Annotated in this window: 18 protein-coding genes; 9 read left to right on the top strand and 9 right to left on the bottom strand. The window is 44.6% G+C overall.

The features are described from left to right. From MGMO_RS20585 to MGMO_RS10170, 3 genes are all read left to right on the top strand, one after another. Positions 1 to 198 (top strand): hypothetical protein (locus MGMO_RS20585; protein WP_036307426.1); only part of this gene is annotated, 198 nt, incomplete at its 5' end. A gap of 103 nt (positions 199 to 301) precedes the next feature. Further along, the gene (locus MGMO_RS19015) at positions 302 to 520 is read left to right on the top strand and encodes a hypothetical protein (RefSeq protein WP_082458342.1); all 219 of its coding nucleotides are present in this window, start codon (positions 302 to 304) and stop codon (positions 518 to 520) included. Positions 521 to 800: 280 nt separating this feature from the next. After that, positions 801 to 1,334 (top strand): copper resistance protein NlpE, encoded by a 534-nt coding sequence (locus MGMO_RS10170; protein WP_023494968.1) that lies wholly within the window; start codon positions 801 to 803, stop codon positions 1,332 to 1,334. 28 nt (positions 1,335 to 1,362) lie between these two features. Here MGMO_RS10170 and MGMO_RS10165 read toward each other — a convergent pair whose 3' ends face one another. The 3 genes from MGMO_RS10165 to MGMO_RS10155 all read right to left on the bottom strand — a co-directional run bounded on the left by MGMO_RS10165 (position 1,363) and on the right by MGMO_RS10155 (position 4,608). Beyond that, complete coding sequence (locus MGMO_RS10165) at positions 1,363 to 2,490, bottom strand: sodium ion-translocating decarboxylase subunit beta (protein WP_023494967.1); 1,128 nt, start codon at positions 2,488 to 2,490, stop codon at positions 1,363 to 1,365. Between the two features lie 6 nt (positions 2,491 to 2,496). Further along, positions 2,497 to 4,284, bottom strand: a complete 1,788-nt coding sequence (gene oadA, locus MGMO_RS10160; RefSeq protein WP_023494966.1) for a sodium-extruding oxaloacetate decarboxylase subunit alpha — start codon at positions 4,282 to 4,284, stop codon at positions 2,497 to 2,499. 96 nt (positions 4,285 to 4,380) lie between these two features. Then, positions 4,381 to 4,608: an OadG family protein gene (locus tag MGMO_RS10155; protein WP_023494965.1), complete on the bottom strand. Its 228-nt coding sequence runs from the start codon at positions 4,606 to 4,608 to the stop codon at positions 4,381 to 4,383. Positions 4,609 to 4,834: 226 nt separating this feature from the next. Between MGMO_RS10155 and MGMO_RS10150 the strand changes: the two genes are divergently transcribed. Beyond that, positions 4,835 to 5,719 (top strand): carbon-nitrogen hydrolase, encoded by an 885-nt coding sequence (locus MGMO_RS10150; protein WP_023494964.1) that lies wholly within the window; start codon positions 4,835 to 4,837, stop codon positions 5,717 to 5,719. Between the two features lie 142 nt (positions 5,720 to 5,861). Here MGMO_RS10150 and MGMO_RS10145 read toward each other — a convergent pair whose 3' ends face one another. Together MGMO_RS10145 and MGMO_RS10140 are read right to left on the bottom strand one after the other, a co-directional pair. Beyond that, entirely contained in the window at positions 5,862 to 6,176 is a 315-nt protein-coding gene (locus MGMO_RS10145) for an H-NS histone family protein (protein WP_023494963.1), read from the bottom strand. A gap of 74 nt (positions 6,177 to 6,250) precedes the next feature. Continuing rightward, the gene (locus MGMO_RS10140) at positions 6,251 to 6,880 is read right to left on the bottom strand and encodes a DUF2914 domain-containing protein (protein ID WP_023494962.1); all 630 of its coding nucleotides are present in this window, start codon (positions 6,878 to 6,880) and stop codon (positions 6,251 to 6,253) included. 284 nt (positions 6,881 to 7,164) lie between these two features. On the opposite strand from MGMO_RS10140, the gene MGMO_RS10135 reads away from it, so the two are divergent. Genes MGMO_RS10135 through MGMO_RS10125 form a run of 3 tightly spaced genes read left to right on the top strand, consistent with a single transcriptional unit; the run spans position 7,165 to position 12,652 of the window. Further along, positions 7,165 to 9,993, top strand: coding sequence for a 2-oxoglutarate dehydrogenase E1 component (locus MGMO_RS10135; RefSeq protein ID WP_036307445.1), 2,829 nt, complete (start codon positions 7,165 to 7,167; stop codon positions 9,991 to 9,993). A 1-nt stretch (position 9,994) separates the two neighbouring features. Next, complete coding sequence (odhB, locus tag MGMO_RS10130; protein WP_023494960.1) at positions 9,995 to 11,224, top strand: 2-oxoglutarate dehydrogenase complex dihydrolipoyllysine-residue succinyltransferase; 1,230 nt, start codon at positions 9,995 to 9,997, stop codon at positions 11,222 to 11,224. A gap of 3 nt (positions 11,225 to 11,227) precedes the next feature. Continuing rightward, the gene (locus MGMO_RS10125; RefSeq protein WP_023494959.1) at positions 11,228 to 12,652 is read left to right on the top strand and encodes an FAD-dependent oxidoreductase; all 1,425 of its coding nucleotides are present in this window, start codon (positions 11,228 to 11,230) and stop codon (positions 12,650 to 12,652) included. A 164-nt stretch (positions 12,653 to 12,816) separates the two neighbouring features. Here MGMO_RS10125 and amoB read toward each other — a convergent pair whose 3' ends face one another. From amoB to amoC, 3 genes are all read right to left on the bottom strand, one after another. Beyond that, entirely contained in the window at positions 12,817 to 14,061 is a 1,245-nt protein-coding gene (gene amoB / locus MGMO_RS10120; RefSeq protein ID WP_023494958.1) for a bacterial ammonia monooxygenase, subunit AmoB, read from the bottom strand. A gap of 108 nt (positions 14,062 to 14,169) precedes the next feature. Beyond that, positions 14,170 to 14,913, bottom strand: a complete 744-nt coding sequence (gene amoA / locus MGMO_RS10115; RefSeq protein WP_023494957.1) for a bacterial ammonia monooxygenase, subunit AmoA — start codon at positions 14,911 to 14,913, stop codon at positions 14,170 to 14,172. 123 nt (positions 14,914 to 15,036) lie between these two features. Beyond that, positions 15,037 to 15,789 (bottom strand): bacterial ammonia monooxygenase, subunit AmoC, encoded by a 753-nt coding sequence (gene amoC / locus MGMO_RS10110; RefSeq protein WP_023494956.1) that lies wholly within the window; start codon positions 15,787 to 15,789, stop codon positions 15,037 to 15,039. A 314-nt stretch (positions 15,790 to 16,103) separates the two neighbouring features. Here amoC and MGMO_RS10105 point away from each other — a divergent pair, with 314 nt between their 5' ends. After that, positions 16,104 to 16,538 (top strand): hypothetical protein, encoded by a 435-nt coding sequence (locus MGMO_RS10105; RefSeq protein ID WP_023494955.1) that lies wholly within the window; start codon positions 16,104 to 16,106, stop codon positions 16,536 to 16,538. A gap of 620 nt (positions 16,539 to 17,158) precedes the next feature. Here the strand turns inward: MGMO_RS10105 and secA are convergent. Then, the gene (gene secA / locus MGMO_RS10100) at positions 17,159 to 19,876 is read right to left on the bottom strand and encodes a preprotein translocase subunit SecA (RefSeq protein ID WP_023494954.1); all 2,718 of its coding nucleotides are present in this window, start codon (positions 19,874 to 19,876) and stop codon (positions 17,159 to 17,161) included. 129 nt (positions 19,877 to 20,005) lie between these two features. Here secA and MGMO_RS10095 point away from each other — a divergent pair, with 129 nt between their 5' ends. Beyond that, on the top strand, positions 20,006 to 20,527 hold the full coding sequence (locus MGMO_RS10095; protein WP_023494953.1) for a DUF3465 domain-containing protein: 522 nt from the start codon (positions 20,006 to 20,008) through the stop codon (positions 20,525 to 20,527). Positions 20,528 to 20,603: the final 76 nt, after the last annotated feature.

Genomic DNA, 20,603 nt, shown 5'->3' with positions numbered 1-20,603 from the left:
GGTATAGAACCCGATATTGGAAAAGCTGATACAATCAAAGATGTGGTTGTTACAGAAAAGATAAAAGCCCTTAAATATTTACCATTAGTTCCAGAAACTTATTATACGTACTCAAAATACACGGCACTTATCGGAAAAATACTGGTAGGATTAGGGACTATAATCTGGGCTTTCGGGGATTGCTTTGTGAAATCTTAAGCACGGTTGGGGTGAGGTACGAACCCCAACATGACAATGTTCCATCTATTTGTTGGGGTTCACAAGTTCACCCGCAACCTACGATTTCCACCCATAATCCCTTATGCCGCGCCGAGCACTGGCGGTTTTATCGGGAATAGCCCGTAGGGGCACGGCAGGGATGCCGTGCTTTGCTGGAGGGATAGGAAATCCCTTCCAGCAAACCCCGATAAAACCGTCAGAGCGCAGGAAGCAAGCGGCATCGGGCGGTTTTCTTTTGGATACTTTTCTTTGCCCGCACAAAGAAAAGTATCTCGTCCGTGGGTACGAGAACCCACATTAAAATAACCGTCGCGGTAGCGACACCTTATACACCCCTCACCCTAACCCTCTCCCACAAGGGGAGAGGGAATGTTGCTTCCGTTCATGGTTCGACAGGCTCACCACGAACGGGTTTTATAAGTCGTCCAGTCATGTAGTCATGTAGGGTGCATTCCATGCACCTAACAATAAAACGGATTTTATAATGGTGCGTGAAACGCACCCTACCATTATTACCCTTTCGGGAATACAATTAACACCCGCATCCTATCGCTCGCCAACCCATTAACAGAAGTGTTTATATGCCATCATTAAAACAACAAATAACACCTAGTCTGACTTTGGTCTTTGTCAGTATGCTGCTTTCCGCCGTTAACCCTGCCGTGGCTGAGTCAGACAAGCAAATGCAAGATAAATTGCTCAGGCAGCGCGAGGTTTTACAGCATGGCGAACATGCAGGCCACGCCAATATGCCGGATAAGGGCCCGGATTTTCGGGGCATTTATTACGGCTACTTCCCCTGCAAGGAAGAGGATTGCAGTGGCATCAAAATCACTTTGTCCTTAAAGCGTAACAATAATTACCTGTTGGTGACCCAACCCGCAAAACCATCGTCACGGGAGTTTTTTGAAAAAGGCAAATTCACCTGGAATGACGATACACGTACTGTCGTGTTAACGCCCAAAGACAAACCCGCAGTTGGGCAATACCGTATTGTCGATGAGGGTACGCTTATCCAGCTTAACGCGGATGGAACGGAGATGTCTGGCGACCAGGAAGACTATACCTTACGCCGAGGCGATACGGTAAAGTCGCGTGAGGTTCATATCCACTAACTACGTAAGGTACGCAATGCGTACCTTACTATTTTACAAGGCTCAACAAAACCCCCGCCGCCACCGCAGAGCCTATCACGCCGGCGACATTGGGGCCCATGGCGTGCATGAGCAAGAAGTTATGCGGATTGCTTTCCAGGCCGAGCTTATTGGCAACCCGCGCTGCCATGGGGACGGCGGAAACGCCTGCTGCGCCAATTAACGGGTTAATCAAGGTGCTGCTGAATCGGTTCATGATTTTCGCCATGACGACACCCGCTGCCGTGCCGATGGCAAAGGCACATGCGCCTAATGCCAATATGCCCAACGTCTTCAGTTGTAAAAATGCCTCTGCACTGAGCTTTGACCCTACCGAAAGGCCTAAAAAGATAGTGACGATATTGATAAGTTCGTTTTGTGCGGTGTTACTTAAGCGTTCCACCACACCGCTTTCCCTCATCAAATTTCCTAAAGCAAACATACCGATCAAGGGTGTGGCAGACGGCAATAGCAAAACGGACAGCAATAACAGCATTAAAGGAAACACGATCTTTTCAGCCTTGCTGACATCACGCAGTTGCTGCATCTCAATCTTGCGTTCGTCTTCAGTCGTTAACGCCCGCATGATCGGCGGTTGGATTAACGGCACCAAAGCCATGTAGGAATAAGCGGCGACTGCAATCGCACCCAATAAATCCGGTGCTAGTTTTGAGGCGACATAAATTGCGGTTGGCCCGTCTGCGCCACCGATAATGCCGATGGCGGCGGCATCTTTCAGGCTGAACTCCAATCCAGGGATGATGTTGAGCGCCAACGCGCCCAGCAAAGACGCAAAAATGCCGAATTGTGCCGCCGCGCCCAACAGCAGCGTTTTAGGGTTGGCTATCATGGGGCCGAAATCGGTCATCGCGCCTACCCCCATAAAGATCAGCAAAGGGAAAATCCCCATTTTGATGCCGTAATACAGGTAATACAGCAATCCGCCCTCGTGCGCTATTTCCGCTACGGGAATATTGCTGAGGATTGCGCCAAATCCAATCGGCAGCAACAACAACGGCTCAAAGCCCTTGCTGATGGCAAGAAACAGTAACACAAAACCAACCAGCATCATGAATGCCTGACCGCCGGTAAAGTTATAAAGCCCGGTGCTGTGCCACAATGAAAGTAGGTTTTCCATATTTACTTATAAAGAAACCAGCACATCACCACTGGCGACCGTACCGCCTTCTTTTACGTTAATCGCGCTAACAATCCCCGCAACTTTTGTACGTATTTCGGTTTCCATTTTCATGGCTTCCATGATGACGACCACTTCGCCTTTGGCGACGCTGGCACCCACTTCAACCAGTATCTTCAAAATTGTTCCCGCCATCGGTGCAACGACCACCTCGCCACTACTGGATGCAGGCGTTGCATAAGCCGCACTGACTTCTGGCTTGATACTTAAGTCAGAACCACTTGGGCCTACGGCGACCTTAAAACTTCGCCCATCAACATTAACCGAATAGGTTTCAACAGCCGAACTCGATTTGTTAGCCTGCGCTGTCGATAGGGAAGCAAATGCCTTGGGATCAGGTACGGCCTCAAATGCAGCCGGATTACCCCGATTGACCAGGAATTTCCAGCCCACTTGGCTGAACATGCCATTGATTAAGGCATCTTCTTCAACGCATTCAGCCAGCCTAATGCCTTCTTTCTCCGCTTTTTCCAACACATCGGCAACAAGCTTGTTCATTTCCGATTCGAGCAAATCGGCCGGACGGCAGGTAATAGCCGTGGCCCCATCCAGCACCCGTTTTTGCAATGCCTTATTAACGGGAGCGGGAGTCGCGCCGTATTCGCCCTTTAATACCCCTGCTGTTTCCTTGGTGATAGTTTTGTACCGCTCGCCGTTCATGACATTAATCACGGCCTGGGTGCCAACTATTTGCGAAGTCGGCGTAACCAATGGAATAAATCCCAAATCCTCGCGCACACGCGGGATTTCCTTGATGACTTCATCAAACTTGTCCGCCGCGCCCTGCTCCTTCAACTGGCTTTCCATATTGGTCAACATGCCGCCCGGAACTTGGGCGATCAAGATACGGCTATCGACCCCTTTCAGGCTGCCTTCAAACTGGGCGTACTTTTTGCGGACTTCCCTAAAATAAGCCGCGATTTCTTCCAACTTGACCAAATCCAAACCCGTATCGCGGTCTGTGCCTTCAAAACTGGCAACTATCGTTTCGGTAGGGCTATGCCCGTAAGTCATGCTTAACGACGAAATAGCGGTATCAACATTGTCTATGCCTGCTTCCGCCGCCTTGATAATACTGGGTACGCTTAAGCCCGTGGTCGCATGACATTGCATGTGGATGGGGATAGCCGTACTTTTTTTCAGGCGGCTCACCAACTCAAATGCATCATAGGGCTTGAGCAAACCCGCCATGTCCTTGATACAAATGGAATGTGCACCCATGTCTTCAATCTGCTTGCCTAGTGTTATCCAGGCATCCAGGTTATGGACAGGGCTGGTGGTATAAGAAATAGTGCCTTGAGCATGGGCATTGGTGTTCAGCACCGCTTTGATGGCACGTTCGATGTTACGCATATCATTCATGGCATCAAAGACGCGGAACACATCAATGCCGTTTATCGCCGCTCGTTCAACGAACTTATCAACGACATCATCGGCATAGTGGCGATAGCCCAGCAGATTTTGGCCGCGTAACAGCATCTGCTGTCGCGTTTTGGGCATGGCTTTTTTAAGCAAGCGCAAGCGTTCCCATGGGTCTTCGCCCAGATAGCGAATACATGCATCAAACGTCGCGCCGCCCCAGGATTCCATCGACCAATACCCGATTTCATCGAGCTTGCCGCAAATTGGCAGCATATCTTCGATCCGCAAACGGGTTGCTAAGATGGATTGGTGTGCATCACGCAGCACAACTTCGGTAATAGCCAGGGGCTTTTTTTTGCTTCTTGTTACCATTCTTGATATTTTCTCTTAAAGCTGGCGTTCTTTATGCGTTACCAATCATCTCGATTTACATCCCAAAACGCCGGATAATAAACAAGGTATATCAAATCAGTAATGCTTGCTTCGATATTGATGAACCGCCGCGGTGATCGCGGCAACTGTACTCTTATCAATGCTGCTGGACACAAAAAGCAATTTTGACGACCTATCAGGGAAATAACGCTGCAACACGGCAGACATTAGATTGATCGCAACAACAAGCATAGCAAGAAAAATAAACACGATGCCCATGCCTGCAAACATCAACTCAATACCGCTTCTGATCTCTTCTGTCATTCTTCAACCGTATTCAATAGGGCTAATATGGGTATCATTATCGCTAAAACCTTTTAGCTAAACAAACTAAAGATGCTAAACCAACATTCTATTTTATCTGGCTATATTTAATTTGCCCCCAGTTCCCTGCTTTTTACGAATACTTTCAAGCAGAAGCATTGAATTTCCTGTCATCCCTGCTTGTAAATCGCTAGAATAAAGCCGTTAAATTACCTATCCTTTTATTATGAAAACCACACTCACCGTATGCGCTGTCCAACAACCTTGCAACCAAGACAGGCAGGCAAATTTCGATTATTCGGTCGCAAAAATTTATGAGGCTTCTGCCAACAATGCCGATTTGGTCGTATTGCCCGAACTGCATCTTGACCCTTATTTTTGCCAAAATGAGGATTACCGCCATTTTGACCTCGCCCAATCCATACCGGGACCTACCACCGAGTTTTTAATGGGATTGGCAAAAAAACTGGGGATTGTGATTGTTTCGACAATATTCGAGAAACGGGCAGCAGGGCTTTACCATAACACGGCGGTAGTCTTTGATAAGGACGGCAGCTTGGCGGGAAAATACCGGAAAATGCACATCCCGGACGACCCAGGGTTTTACGAAAAATACTATTTCACCCCGGGGGACATCGGCTTCAAGCCTATTGAGACCTCCATAGGAAAGCTAGGGGTCTTGATCTGCTGGGACCAATGGTTTCCTGAAGCGGCGCGGCTAATGTCTTTGGCAGGCACAGAAATGCTTATTTATCCGACCGCTATCGGTTGGGACCCTGAAGATAATGACGACGAACGCCAACGCCAGTTAAACGCGTGGATCACTATCCAGCGTTCTCATGCTATTGCCAACGGCCTTCCGGTGATCGCCTGTAACCGCATCGGTTTCGAGAAAGCACCGGACTCAGATAAGGGTATACAATTTTGGGGTAATAGCTTTATCGCCGGACCGCAAGGTGAAATATTAACTACCGCAAATGAAAACGATGCGCAGCTTTTGACATGCACTCTCGACAAGACACGAACCGAGCGGGTTCGGCAAATTTGGCCTTATCTACGAGACCGGAGAATTGATGAGTATGGTAATTTAATCAAACGGTATATTGATTAAATCAAACCCAAAAATAACTTGAATATAAAAGATGGCAATTGGATTATGCAGGCAAGAAGAGACATTCAAGCTTTCATTAAAGAAAACTGACAACTTTTAAATTTGCCAGTTATTGCCTTTAACAAGCTAATTTTAAATGAAACTAAACTTTAAACTCAGAACGATCATGGCCTTTATCGAGTAACGCCTGCATCCATTTAGGGGTCATTCCTCGTCCAGTCCATGTTTTTTCTGGATTATTAGGGTGGCGGTACTTAATAGGCACTTTTGGAACAGGACGTGAAGATTTTTTACCTGCTTCGTGTATTTCGACACTGGCATCGATGGAAGCCGCCAATTCTTTAATCTTGGCAATCACTTCTTTTCGTTTATTGGCTTGTTTGTTTTTTAATGCGGTTTCCGCATTTTCAATCACAGCCTTCAATTCAGATTCGGAAAGGTTTTGATAATCACTCATTATTGCGCCTAAAGTAAATGGGGAATTTTATCATTTTAGTTTTTGTTGCAATAAATTTTTTACTGTTGAATAGCTCATTTCAATTTGAGGCCAAAGCTTTTCTCGGCTAATTTATTCCTTGATTCATCGACGACCCTGACTATCCAGTCATTATTACTTGTATAAGTGATCAATTGTTTACTGGCCGTGCGCCAAGGGTCGTCCGAGATATTCACTTTTTTCCTTGAAACCAAATTGCCATTTAACCACCATTCGTGGTAAACAGTTTTGCCTTCCATACCCTTTAATTCAACAAAATAATAGATCCATAAGGTTTCTTTTTTGCTTATTTTTAATGGTATCTTTAGGTTATCTACCGGTTCATTCTTTTTAATATCGCTGGTTAATTGCGCCCTAACAATCGCTTTATCAATTTCCAATTTGGGCTGTTCTGGGGCATTAATAACAGCCTTGTCGGGCAAGAGTTTTATTTCAGGTTTTTGTTCAGGCAATACCAATTGGACACTACTGGTCTTATTTTGCTGATCGTCGTCCCCCATAAAATAAAATACCGAAATCAGTATCAACAATAAACCACCGAGTGCTAAGCCTATACGCTTAAAGTTCCATTCTGCTATCACACCTGAGCCAGGGCCAATTTTGGCCGATGTTTTTCCAGGTGTGGGAAACTTTACCTTGATGACTATATTTTTCTGCTCTGACATAAAAGAATTAACCTTGTCCAGGTGAACCAATACGATTGCTATACAAGATCAACTATAGCATATATTTTGTCGAATAAAGTGCTATATCTTGTTAATATACGTATAGTTATTGCTATGAAAAACCTGTTGGTAATATTTTTTGCCTATCTCAAGCCAAATTGGGTTTTGAAGGCTATAGTATCTTAGAATTGCAACAAGTTAAGGGATTTGCCAGAGAACTTTTTGGTTTTTTGATACTCTCCTTAAAGATAGCTATCGCAGAACAATACGGGTATCCCTCTAAAATGAAAACACTGCTTGAATTTTTTAAAGACTCTTCTTCCTTAAACGGAAACAACGCCACTTTTGTCGAAAATCTTTATGAACAGTTCTTGGAAGACCCAGAATCGGTCGAACCCGGCTGGCGGCAACGATTCGGCGAAATACATAATGGTGTGGCTTATGAAATCCCTCATGGCCCTATCGTAGAGCGTTTTGGACAACTGGCGCAAAAACCCCAAACCCGCATCGCCCAGCTACAGGGCTTTACCGAGGAAAGCGTCAAAAAACAATCCGCAGTGGCTCGGTTAATTAACCATTACCGTGTCCGTGGACATCAGATTGCCAGCAACAACCCACTAGGCGGCGACATTCCGGCGCTTACGGATATGGATCCGGCTTATTATGGGTTATCCGAATTGGATATGGATACCTTGTTTGACACGGGCGCTCTCTATGGGGCGGACAAATTGCCCTTGCGGGAAATTATCAAGCGTCTAAAAGAAATTTATTGCGGCAGTATTGGCTCTGAATATATGTATATTGTCGATACCCATATTCGGCGATGGTTAATTACCCGCATAGAAAGTTACACAGCTAATCTAAAATTTGAATCCGAAAAAAAAATCTGGCTATTAAAATTATTGACGGCTGCAGAAGGTATCGAGCAGTATCTTCAAAATAAATTCGTTGGCCAAAAACGATTCTCTCTTGAAGGCGCAGAATCGCTGATCCCTGTTTTAGATGAATTGATCCAACTTTCCGGTGCCAAGGGAGTAAAAGAAGTCGTCATTGGCATGGCACACCGTGGCCGGCTGAATGTTTTGATTAATGTGTTGGGGAAAAGCCCATCCAGCCTGTTTAGTGAATTTTCGGGAGCGTCGACCTCTCACCCTCCCGGCATGAACTCCGGTGATGTCAAATACCACATGGGGTTTTCGTCTAATGTCGAAACGCCAGGCGGCCCAGTGCATTTGACCATGGCATTCAACCCCTCCCATTTGGAAATCATTAATCCAGTCGTTGAAGGCTCAGTAAAAGCTCGCCAGGATCGAGCGGGAGACAATGGCAAAAATGCCGTTATTCCCGTGCTAATTCACGGCGATGCCGCTTTTTCTGGACAGGGGATTGTGATGGAGACATTGAATATGTCCCAAACCCGCGCTTTTAATACGGGAGGGACAGTCCATATCGTTATCAACAACCAAATCGGCTTTACCACCAGCAACCCCCTTGACGCACGCTCCACCCTGTACTGCACGGATGTTGCAGGCATGGTTCAGGCACCCGTGTTCCATGTCAACGGCGACGATCCTGAAGCCGTTATTTTTGTGACAAAACTGGCACTCGATTTCCGAATGACTTTTAATAAGGATGTCGTGATAGATATCATCTGCTACCGTCGATTAGGCCATAACGAAGCAGACGAGCCGTCTACCACCCAACCGTTGATGTACAAAAAAATCCGCAGCCTTAAGACCTCACGTAGAGTCTATGCCGAAAAACTTATACAGGAAAATGTGATCTCTAGAGAAGAGACAACCGCTATGGAACTTTCTTACCAGCAACAGCTTGAAGCTGGGGTTATCGTGTCTAGGCCCGTTTTGGACAGCAACATCTATTCCTATAGTGCCCAATGGAATCAATTCCTGAACCAAAATTGGGACTCGCCTTGTCGCACTGCAGTGTCATTAGATCATATTCGATATTGCAATGACCGGATGTTGCGCTTGCCGGCTGGTTTTGAATTACATCCAAGGGTTGCCAAAGTGATGGAAAACAGACGTAAAATGGCGGCAGGCGGAATGCCTTTGGACTGGGGATTCGCAGAAAACATGGCTTATGCAACTTTGCTGATAGAAAAATTTCATGTCCGCTTGACTGGGCAAGATGTGGGGCGAGGGACTTTCGTTCATCGTCATGCCGTGTTACACAACCAAATTGACAATGAAACTTACACGCCCCTGAAACATCTCGACAAGGATCAAGGCCGTGTCCAAATTTATGACTCTTTGCTTTCTGAAGCCGGTGTATTGGGGTTTGAGTACGGCTATAGCACGACAATGCCCAATACCCTGGTTATCTGGGAAGCCCAATTTGGTGATTTTGCGAATGGCGCCCAAGTCGTAATCGACCAGTTTATCAGCTCTGGCGAGACCAAATGGGGGCGCTTATGCGGGCTTGTCATGCTACTTCCTCATGGATTTGAAGGGCAAGGGCCCGAACATTCTTCCGCCCGCTTAGAGCGGTATTTGCAGCTTTGCGCCGAACATAATATACAAGTATGTTGCCCGACCACCCCCGCACAAATTTTTCACTTATTGCGTCGCCAACTTATCCGTGAATTCAGAAAGCCGCTGATAGTGATGAGCCCTAAAAGTTTATTAAGGCATAAACTGGCAATCTCAACACTCGAAGAATTGACAGATGGCGAGTTTATGCCGGTAATTGGTGAACACGATAATATTGATCCCAAAAAAATTAGTCGGTTAATATTTTGTGCCGGTAAGGTATATTACGACTTGCTTGAGGCACGTCAGCTTGATGGCCTAAAAAATGTTGCTATTGCCCGTCTTGAGCAGCTTTATCCTTTTCCTGCCGAACTTTTTAAGGCGGAAATTGCAAAATACCCAAACTTGAAAGAATTTGTCTGGTGCCAGGAAGAACCCCAGAATCAGGGAGCTTGGTATCAGTCCAAACATCACTTTTCTGACAATTTGAAATCTAACATTATAGTGAGTTATGTGGGTCGTGAAGCGTCGGCCTCACCGGCTGTGGGACACTTCCACGTCCACATAGAACAACAAAAAGCTGTCGTGCAATCTGCCTTGTACGGCAGCCCTTCAGGAAAATAATATGAGCATAGAAGTTTTAACACCTAATCTACCCGAATCAGTTTCTGATGCAACTGTCGTCAACTGGCATAAACAACCGGGTGATAGCGTCCTGAAAAATGAAAACCTTGTGGACCTGGAAACGGATAAGGTAGTTTTGGAAGTCCCGGCACCTGAATCTGGTGTGCTTTCAGCCATTCTTAAAGATAGCGGCGCTATTGTCACGGGCGGCCAACCGTTAGCCACAATTGACATCGCCACTAAACAAAATCCTGTCACAATTGACACAACGGCTCTTACCCCTAAAACCAAACATGCGGAAATCCCTTTAAGCCCTTCAGTACGTCGACTTGTTCATGAAAATGCGCTAGATCCTTCCACAATCACAGGAACTGGAAAAGATGGCCGTCTCACTAAAATGGATGTTTTGGATCATCTCAACAAGGATCATCCGAAAGAGACAAAAGTTTCAACTGATACTAGTATGCTAACAGAAGTTAAACAAACATCCATGGAACCTGCAGAATCCAACCTGACTATCTCCTCAATGCACCGTCCCGAACAACGTGTTGCCATGACGCGGCTACGGGCAAAAATCGCCGAACGTCTGTTGCAGGCCCAACAAAACGCGGCAATGTTGACGACATTTAATGAAGTCGACATGCAAAACATAATCGAACTTCGTAACCAATACAAAGCGCGGTTTGAACAAAAACATAATACAAAACTGGGCTTTATGTCTTTCTTTGTTAAAGCGTCCATAGAAGCCCTCAAACGCTTCCCTGCTATTAACGCTTCAATTGATAACACGGACATTATTTATCACGGTTATTACGATATTGGTATTGCTATCAGCACACCTCGCGGCTTGATCGTACCTGTGTTGCGTGACGCCGATCAACTTGATTTTGCTGGCATAGAAAAAGGCATTGTTGATTTCGGCGAAAAAGCCCGCTCAGGCACATTAAGCTTTGATGATCTAAAGGGCGGTACATTTACAATAACAAATGGCGGAGTTTTTGGATCTATGCTGTCCACTCCAATTCTCAACCCACCACAGTGCGCGATTTTAGGGATGCATGCCATCAAAGACCGTCCTGTCGTCGAAAACGGTCAAGTCGTTGTTAGGCCAATCATGTACTTGGCACTATCTTATGATCATCGGCTAGTTGACGGTCGTGATGCCGTTCAATTTTTAGTAACTATCAAAGAATGTCTTGAAGCACCTGCGCATTTACTTCTAAATATATAATTCATGATAAAACTCAAGAATAAATATGATGTTATCGTAATTGGTTCCGGCCCATCTGGATGTGCTTGCGCTATCAGAAGTGCACAGTTAGGTTTAAAAACTTTATGCATAGATAATTTATCACTTGGGAATAGCAAAAAAGCAGCTTCTGGTATTTTTACGAATGCAGGTTGTTTAGCCACAGTAACTTTATTGGAATCCGCAAAACTTTATGAATCTGTTGTAAACAATATTAATTCTCACGGTATTAATGTTGAAAATGTATCGTTTGATGCGCGCAAAATGGTACAAAGAAAAGAAACCATTCTTAATTTGATAAATCTACAAACTGCAAAACAATTTAATGATTACAAAATAGATTTCATAAATGCTAGTGCCAAGCTGCTAAAACCCCACGTTGTAGAAATAATTTCCCCTACACCTAAAACAATAACCTCTGAAGCCATTGTTTTAGCCACAGAATCTAACCCCATTTCAATTCCTTGTGCTGTAGTCGACAATGAATTCATCCTTGATGCAACGGCGGCTTTAAATCTTATAGAAGTACCTAAACGTCTCGCGATATTGGGAGCGGGTGTCGCTGGCCTTGAATTGGCCGGAATTTGGAACAGATTAGGTGCCGAAACTATCTTATTGGATGCCCAAGAAACATTTCTTAGCTTAGCGGATCATCAAATTTCTCGAGAAGCTTATAAAATTTTCACCGAACAAGGTTTGGAATTAAGGCTTGGAACACGTGTTATATCGACTAAAATCATAAATAAAAAAGTTTTGGTCGAATACCAAGATTCAGAAGGTAGCCATGCAATTCGGGTTGATAAACTTATTGTCGCCTCTGGTCGAAAACCTAATTCCGACAATATTGCTGCACCCGAAGCAAACTTACTTCTCGATGAAAATGGTTATGTGCATGTCAATGAAAAATATCGGACTAATTTGCCCAATGTATACGCTATAGGTGATTTAACACTTCTGGGGCCGATGCTTGCCCATAAGGGATTGGCCGAAGGATATTTTGTTGCAGAACAAATCGCAGGCATTAAAAGCTTACCTATTAATTATGGGGCAATGCCTAATATTATCTATACAGAACCAGAAATAGCATGGGTCGGGCAAACTGAACAAAGCATTAAGTCCATTGGTGACCCCGTTAAAATTGGGCTTTTTCCTCTAACCATGAATCCAAAGGCTGTTTCAAGAAACAAGTCAAAAGGTATCATCAAAATTATTAGCTGTGTAGAAACTGATGTAATTCTTGGCGTCCATATAATAGCAAGCGATGCATCTGAGCTGATTGCAGAAGCCACCCTTGCGATGGAGTTTTCCGCTAACAATGAAGACATTATTAGAACTATACATTCTTATCCAAGTTTTATTGAAGCCATCCGCGACGCTTGCAGATCAATTGAAAAATTGAAAACTGTATAGTAGGATACAATTTTATATTCGCTTACTTTCACCGCCAACTACGAGGTCTATATATAGACTCGTCTTTTGAAAAAGTTTAAACAATAAAAAACCCCCACCACCTTTCGGTGATGAGGGTTTATCCCATTATGTAGCAGGTTTGAATCTGCTACTTAATTTATTTATTAGATAAAAGATGGGATTAATGGAGCATCGATAGTAACCATTTGACGGTTTCCAGCTTCATCAGTGAAGAACAGTAAGCCAGCAAAACGGCTATCTGGATCATAGATTAAGTCGGCTAAACGGTATACTTCCCATGCCGCATCAGAAGCAGTTACTTCAACTGTTCTTGTTTGGCCTGGAGCAAGCGGGCTGTTATCGCTAACAGTCAAACCTTCTTCAGCCAACAAGTCATCTGGGTAACCTGTATCATCTTCATGCACTGCTGGATCCAAGAAACGAACAGAAGCCGTCATGAATTCACCCAAACGCACTGAAGAATCACCATTGTTAGTGATAGTCAGTGTCATTTGCATAGCGCGACCTGGTACACGGTAAGTAGCGCTGTCTACTTTAACAGCAACTGTTCTTGCTGGCATTTCAATAGGCTTCATACCACGCAACAAACCTGCTTGCAGTGGAGTTGTGATTGGATATTGTTCGTTTGTGCTTTGCATTGTTGCAGCAACAATTAACATAGTAGCCAAAGCAAATCCCATACCGACTTTTTTGTCAGTTGCTGAGATCAGTGAGTCTGCTTTGCCTGCTTCACAAGCAATCAAACGTGGAACAAACACTGGGTTTCTTGCCCAATATGCAATATAAGCAATACCAAAAGCATACCAAAAAGCATGCCAGAAATAGATATTACCGATATTCCATGTTTCGAGGTCGATAGTTTGACCTGTCAACGTGGTTATTGGGTTTGTAAATTGACTCATAGAACCAGTAATGGTTACCCATTTTCCTGGGCCGATGATTGGACCACCGTCTTTTACGTTCATCATAGAGTGAACGTGCCAATCACCAGGACGACGAGCTTTCAACAATACTTTAAATTCGTAAGTTTCGCCCAGTTCCAGAGAGACAGACCGTGGAACCAATTGACCACCAATCCAAGAGCCTGCACGGATAAATACAGGACCTGGGATACCGATGTTCAAGAATGATACTTCTGGTTTGGCAACAGTTTCTGGCCAGCCAGCAAACACGTGGAATTTACCAGTAACAGTCATTGTGTCATTTACAGGCACAATGTCTTTTGACCAGTTAAGGTCATACCAGTGAATAGTACGCATACGCATAAATGCAGCCTGAGACTTTTCACCATGTGCAGACGCAGTTGGTGTGTAAAACATCGCTGCTGTTACTGTGATCAGCAGTGCGACAAAGGACAATTTTACTATCCTGTCTTTTATTAATTTCATATATCCTCCTCTATTATAGAGAATCTATAGTTTTCTGAGTATCTTGCAATCGGTAAGCAACTAAGGCTATCGACTACAAACTTTTTATTATTAGCAAACAAATTCTTCTTAAGAACCTTTTGTGAAAGCGGTGCTTCCAAACCATCTACCGAAGAAATGCCACAAGAAATAAACGATGATACTCACGAAACCAGAGAAGAACGCTGATACTGGAGCAACGTCTTTACCGAAAGTTCTCAATGTTCCTTTTTCAACCATACGGATGTACTCAGGCATACCAGTTCTAACGTAATGGTAACCTGACAAGTCAGCCAAAGTCATCATCATACCGTTGTATTCAACTGGCAAATGCAAAGGAGCCATCATTGGCCAGTTGCCTGGATAGAACAACAAACCAAAGCCCAAGCCACCAACAACAGCTGTCAACTGCATACTGCCAGAAACCAGCAGAATAACGTCGAGAACAATAGCACCAGGAATTAATTGTGATGGGAATACGAAATTTATAGGGAAGTATGTCCAACCCCAGAAATTGAAGTATCTGTTTACCCATTCACCAAAAATAAGACCCAATACTGAAAGGGTCGCACCAAATGCGATGCGATAACGCCACCACAAAACCGCTTGTACAGCTGCTGGGAAAGTAATAGCCATAATAGGCAATACAGTTACCCAAAGACGTCTGTCTTTCCAATCTGACCAGAAATCCCAGTCACCTGCTACAAGCATAAAGTGAACGTGATAACCGCCCAAGATAACGAAAAACAATGTGAACATAATCATCCAATCGAACGTACGGGAAACTTTTACCGCTTCCGCACGTGATCGTACTGCTGATTGAGATGCGCTCATTAGCTTACCTCCTAAAGGATTTAAATTATTTTTATATTTAACTACTATATTCCCTTAGTTGCCGCCCACCAAATTAACGACGAGAGGCAACCGGGGAGATAGTAATTACAACCAAACTTTAGCTTACGCCAAGTCTTTTTTCAGCAACTTAGCAAGTGCTGAGATTTCGATGTTTAGCACACCCAATACACCCAAAGCTGACCATCCGAAGAATACGAAGCCGTAGTGTAAAGGAGCAACAAACAATTCTTCCATAAACCAGAATGTGTGACCCCATTCATTCAAGCCAACATTAGGCAGAATCATGAATGGACCAACTGTAACAACCATGTATTGAATTGAGTTGCCTTGTTGATATGTAGGTAATCTGGTTTTAGCATACAAGAAAGCAGCACCGCCAGTGATAATGTACACTGGGTAGCTCAAATAGAACTCGATAACATGACTTGGTGTAAAGTCGGTATCGCGAACGATTGTTTGATGCCATGTGCCGTCTTGCTCTGTGAAGTAGCTAGCGCCGAAATAGATCGCCGTGCCGTAGCATACCAACCATGTCCAATGCGTGAAGTGTCTTCTCAACTCTTCTCTTGGTGTGATTGACATAACTTTACGGTCACGAGATTTCCAGAGGTAACCCCACAAGATACTTGCAGTAGATACTTCTAAAACGAACTCGATGTACAAGAAGTTCATCCAATATGTTTCGAATTCAGGTGCGAATGAGTCCATACCGGCTGACCAGCCATAGACACCTTCATACCAACGAACCCACGCGTAAAATACGCAATACAGAGCAACACCGAGAAACAGATTTCTTTTGTTTAACAGTGGTGCTTCCGCAGCATCAGCTTTTACTGATTCAGTTGTAGCTGCCATTTCTACCTCCTAAAAATTATCAAATCCCCAACTATTAAGGTTGGGAGTCAATTATATTTCTCCCTTTATCCATAGCTTATTTAGCTTGCAGCCAAAGTCAACTATGCCACTTGATCCATTTAGTGAGTTCTAAGTCTACCAGTTCGACCGAACGTGTCAAGTCAAAATTATCTTCATTTGTATTCTCTGTCATTGACAGGCTTTCAATAAGTAATCGCCTTTTCTAAAAGCTTTGAAAATACTGGTTTTCTGATAAAATGCCGCCAGCAAATATGTAATCCTACATACTTTAAAAAACCGCTTCTCGTTCACTTATGAAAAACTATTCACTTCTGTTTTTGATTATTGGCATCGGAATTCTGGTATTAATCACCCAGAAACTAATTTTGCCACTAGTCTATGATGTCGTAAAATCTGATGCATTCCTTATTGACAGCAAAGATCAAGGCAGCCAACTACCCATATCGAACTCCATGACAGACCTTGCTTTTTTGCATTGCAATAATTACATAAAAACTGAACTGGGTTCCGATTACTCTGTAGCTTTCCCAGAAAAGCCGCTCAATGCATGGAGCCTAGGCAATTATGAGTATGTCATTAATGCAGAACTTACACTTACCAGTTCAACCAATACAAGCACAAAAAAATATGCCTGCCGGATAGCCTATGCAAATGGAGACAACCTTGATGGAGCTCTCGATATGGCTAATTGGTCAGTGGAAGGTATAGACGGGATAGATGAGTTATAAGCTTGCCCATATTGTCGCCAAGTGAACTTTGGCGACAACTTAAATATCGTGCAAATTGTAATACTTGAATGCACAGCAACCTGAATCAGACCCAAACAATTGAAAAGGAAAATGCGGACGCGAGCCTAATTTCAAAAGGATGCCCAATAAAATGCTTTACGGCAACGAAATATGCTATGAATAAATTGGCACCTGTCGCGATGAAGCCCCTACTTAAAATTGCTCAAAACAATACGAATTAACTCCCAACTTTAAATGGCCGGTTAGGACCAGCGAACTGGTTTTTCCAATATCTTAAGGTTTAGGCATATAGCATAGCCGTATAAATTAGGGTTAAACCATACCTCACTGAACACATTTTTTGACTGGATTAAACCCAAATACAGCCATTTAGTTTTCCGATGGCAGCCAGGATTAGTTTCTTTTTCAGCGCCTTGATTAGGCCGACAACGAAAGACATCTTACCTGCGCGTATACGAAAATCCGAATAAAACAGAGGCCGTTGCGCTATCGACAAACATTAACCCTATCATTAATCCTGATTTCGGGCGATCACCGATAATGAAGGGCGATCGAAAGAAGTGAATATCCTCGCGCCGCCAATTCATTCGGTATGTGCGCTAGCTCAGCTTCCCGTGGCACTGCTTAAACTTCTTCCCTGATCCACAAGGACACGGATCGTTACGACCCACTTTATCGCCTTCCCTAATAAAAGGTTGCGCTGGCTGCACTGGCTTTTCTTCAAGGGCTGCTTCTGGGTCATATTCACCCAAGGCTGACACCTCAGCATGTTCAAAGTGCAATTTCTTGGGAGCTTGCATTTGCTCGTCCATCGCCTGAACATCTTCCTCTTGCCGGACTTGTACACGGAAAAGAATTCGAGTGACCTCATACTTGATATGGTCGAGCAGGTTGGTAAACATCTCGAAAGCTTCACGCTTGTATTCCTGCTTTGGATCTTTTTGCGCATAGCCTCTAAGGTGTATACCTTTGCGCAAATAATCCATTGCGGTTAGGTGTTCCTTCCAGCTGTTGTCCAGCACTTGGAGCATGACGGATTTTTCAAAATGGCGCATGACTTCTGAAGTCATTTGCTGTTCTTTTTGACCGTACAACTGCCCCAGGATTTCCAGGATACGAAGACGCAATGCCGATTCTTGCAGGTTTTTGTCCTGGTCGAGCATTCTTTGGATCGGGACTTCGGTATTGAATTCCTGATAAAGATGGTCTTCAAGCCCCTTGATATCCCATTGCTCTTCCATCGTTTTGGGCGGGATGTATTGAGTAATCAGGATATTCACCACATCTTTACGAATTTCAACAATAATGTCGGAAATATCTTTGGCTTCCATTAGCTCGTTGCGCTGCGCATAAACTACTTTGCGTTGGTCGTTGGCGACATCGTCATACGCCAGTATTTCTTTACGAATATCGAAATTGCGATTTTCGACCTTGCGTTGAGCGTTTTCGATGGATCGCGTAACCCAAGGATGCTCAATCGCCTCACCATTGCCCATGCCTAGCTTTTGCATCAACCCTGCAACGCGGTCAGAGGCAAAAATTCGCATCAGATCATCTTCCAATGCCAAGTAAAAGCGCGATGAACCCGGGTCACCCTGACGGCCCGAACGACCCCGCAACTGGTTGTCGATACGACGGGATTCGTGGCGTTCGGAACCAATCACATGCAGGCCACCAGAAGCCACTACTTGGTTATGGCGTTCCAGCCATACTCCTTTTACCTTATCTTTGTCGGCATCACTGGCATCTGAGCCCAATCTTTCCAATTCGGCATCCAAATTGCCGCCCAAAACGATGTCGGTACCCCGACCTGCCATATTAGTGGCGATAGTTACCGCGCCCGGCATACCGGCTTGTTGCACGATGTGCGCCTCCCGCTCGTGCTGCTTGGCGTTGAGGACTTCATGTTTAACGCCAAGCTTATTCAGCAAAACGGACACTCGTTCGGAGTTCTCGATGGAAGTTGTGCCAACGAGCACAGGTTGCCCACGTTGCACACAGCCCTTAATGTCTTCTGCAACCGCGTTATATTTTTCCTCTGCAGTCAGGTAAACCATGTCGCCCATATCCTTGCGGATCATTTTCCGGTGAGTGGGGATAACAACCACTTCAAGCCCGTAAATTTTGTTAAGCTCGAACGCTTCGGTATCTGCCGTACCGGTCATGCCGGATAATTTGGTATACAAGCGGAAATAGTTTTGAAAGGTGATCGAGGCCATCGTCTGGTTTTCATTCTGGATGGCGACCCGCTCTTTTGCCTCAACGGCCTGGTGCAGGCCTTCAGACCATCGTCGACCTGGCATGATACGTCCGGTAAATTCGTCGACAATAATAACTTGGTCATTTTGGACGATATAATCAACATCTCGCTTAAATAAGGTATGAGCGCGCAAAGATGCGCTTAAATAATGCATCAAGCGAATATTGGAAGCATCATATAGACTTGTGCCTTCGGTCATCAACCCATGTTCCACCATAAGGTGTTCGACATGCTCATGGCCTTTCTCGGTCAGATGGGCTTGGCGCTCTTTCTCGTCGACCCAGTAATCGCCATTGCCTTCCTCTTTTTCTTGTCGGACCAGGAAAGGAATGATGGCATTCGCCTTAACGTAAATATCGGTATTTTCTTCGGTAGGGCCAGAAATAATCAGCGGCGTCCGCGCTTCGTCGATCAATATGGAATCGACTTCATCGACAATGGCAAAATTCAATCCGCGCTGGACTTTTTGCTCCAGGTTGAAGGCCATATTGTCACGCAGGTAATCGAAGCCGAATTCGTTGTTGGTGCCGTAAGTGATGTCGGCGGCGTAGGATTTTTTGCGTTCTTCGTGTTCCATCTGGCTGATGATGACACCCGTGGTTAATCCTAAGAAACCATACACCCTGCCCATCCACTCGGAATCGCGTTTGGCAAGGTAGTCATTGACGGTGACAACATGAACGCCCTGCTCAGGCAAGGCATTGAGATAGGCCGCCAACGTCGCCATCAGCGTTTTACCTTCGCCCGTCTTCATTTCGGCGATTTTGCCGTCGTTAAGGATCATCCCGCCGATTAATTGCACATCAAAATGGCGCATACCAAAAACGCGTGAAGACGCTTCCCTAACGGCTGCAAAGGCTTCGGGAATTAAGTTATTGAGCTTCTCGCCCTTATTTAACCTGTCGCGAAACTCTTGTGTTAGTGCTTTTAATGCGTCATCAGAGAGTTTTTCGTATTCCGCACTTAGGGCATTGATCCTTTTGACCAGCTTTCTCTTTTTCTTAACAAGCCTGTCGTTGCGGCTTCCAAAAATTAATCTAACCAGCTTGTTCAGCATATTTGTTTCCGACGTGAGTGTAATTGAATCAAACTGTTGATTATATACTGTATGGCATATCAGGTACACTAAACAGCCTTTGCGCCCAACAGGAAAAGAATAAGTAGTCCATTGGCCTTGTTGACGGATATGTGGGCTTTTATCATGGAAATCAACCTTTGCCGATTCAATACACCCATGCAAAAATCACCTGTAACAAGATTGGCCCTAAGATTTATTGTTTTAATTTTGCTTGGGATTTGTTCTTTTTATATAAAGACGCATCAAAATACGTTTAAATCCAACCCGTCCTCGGTTATTGCAAAGTCAGGCGAAACCGAACTATCTTATATAAAGGAAGCGTATGAAAACCAACAAAGTAATTTCCAGGTTAAACAAACGGGACGGATAGCAAAGATGCTGAGGGATGACGAACACAAGCCAAGGCATCAGCGTTTTGTTGTGCAACTGAACTCCGGCCAGGAACTGCTGATTGCCCACAATATCGACCTAGCACCCAAGGTTGAGGGCTTAACGGAAGGATCTGAAATTACTTTTTACGGGGAATATGAATGGAACAATAAGGGCGGCGTTGTCCATTGGACGCACCGAGACCCCAAAGGAAGGCATCTTGACGGGTGGCTGTTATATAACCACCATAAATACGATTGATCGCGGATGTAATTATGCCGCGATGGGGGCTAAAACAGCCCAGTCACAATACTGCAACTGGACTGTAATTTACTGA

Source organism: Methyloglobulus morosus KoM1, from assembly GCF_000496735.2.
In the GTDB taxonomy this organism is placed as follows: Bacteria; Pseudomonadota; Gammaproteobacteria; order Methylococcales; family Methylomonadaceae; genus Methyloglobulus; species Methyloglobulus morosus.
The sequence above is the reverse complement of the archived record's forward strand: the minus strand, read 5'-3'. Positions and strand labels throughout refer to the sequence as shown.